The 333-nt window shown below is 49.5% G+C and carries 1 protein-coding gene; it reads left to right on the forward strand.

Translation table 11 applies throughout. The annotated features are described in order from the left end of the window. A partial coding sequence (locus tag V7D18_RS08195) for a hypothetical protein (protein ID WP_426153224.1) occupies positions 1-333 on the forward strand: 333 nt, incomplete at both ends.

Below are 333 nucleotides of genomic sequence, written 5' to 3' on the forward strand. Positions count from 1 at the left end.
ATGCAGAAGTTCGGCTATACGGTGAATTACTTTATTAAGGGGACTACAACTGCAGTACCAGGACTTAAGGCACTGACCGGAAATGCACCGGTAGGAACATTTACCTGGAGCAATGCGCCAAAGACAACAACCGGCTATAAGCTGGTGACCAGTCCAGCACAGCCGGCGAGCATGACAATCACAGCCGCAGGTCCCAACGTGAAAACAGTTTACTATGAAGTGGATGATACGCAGAAGTTCGGCTATACGGTGAACTATTATATCAAAGGTACCACAACAGCAGTACCGGGCCTTACACCACTGACCGGAAATGCACCGGTAGGGGAATTCACC

It is taken from the genome of Lacrimispora sp. 38-1, from assembly GCF_049890855.1.
In the GTDB taxonomy this organism is placed as follows: domain Bacteria; phylum Bacillota; class Clostridia; order Lachnospirales; family Lachnospiraceae; genus Lacrimispora.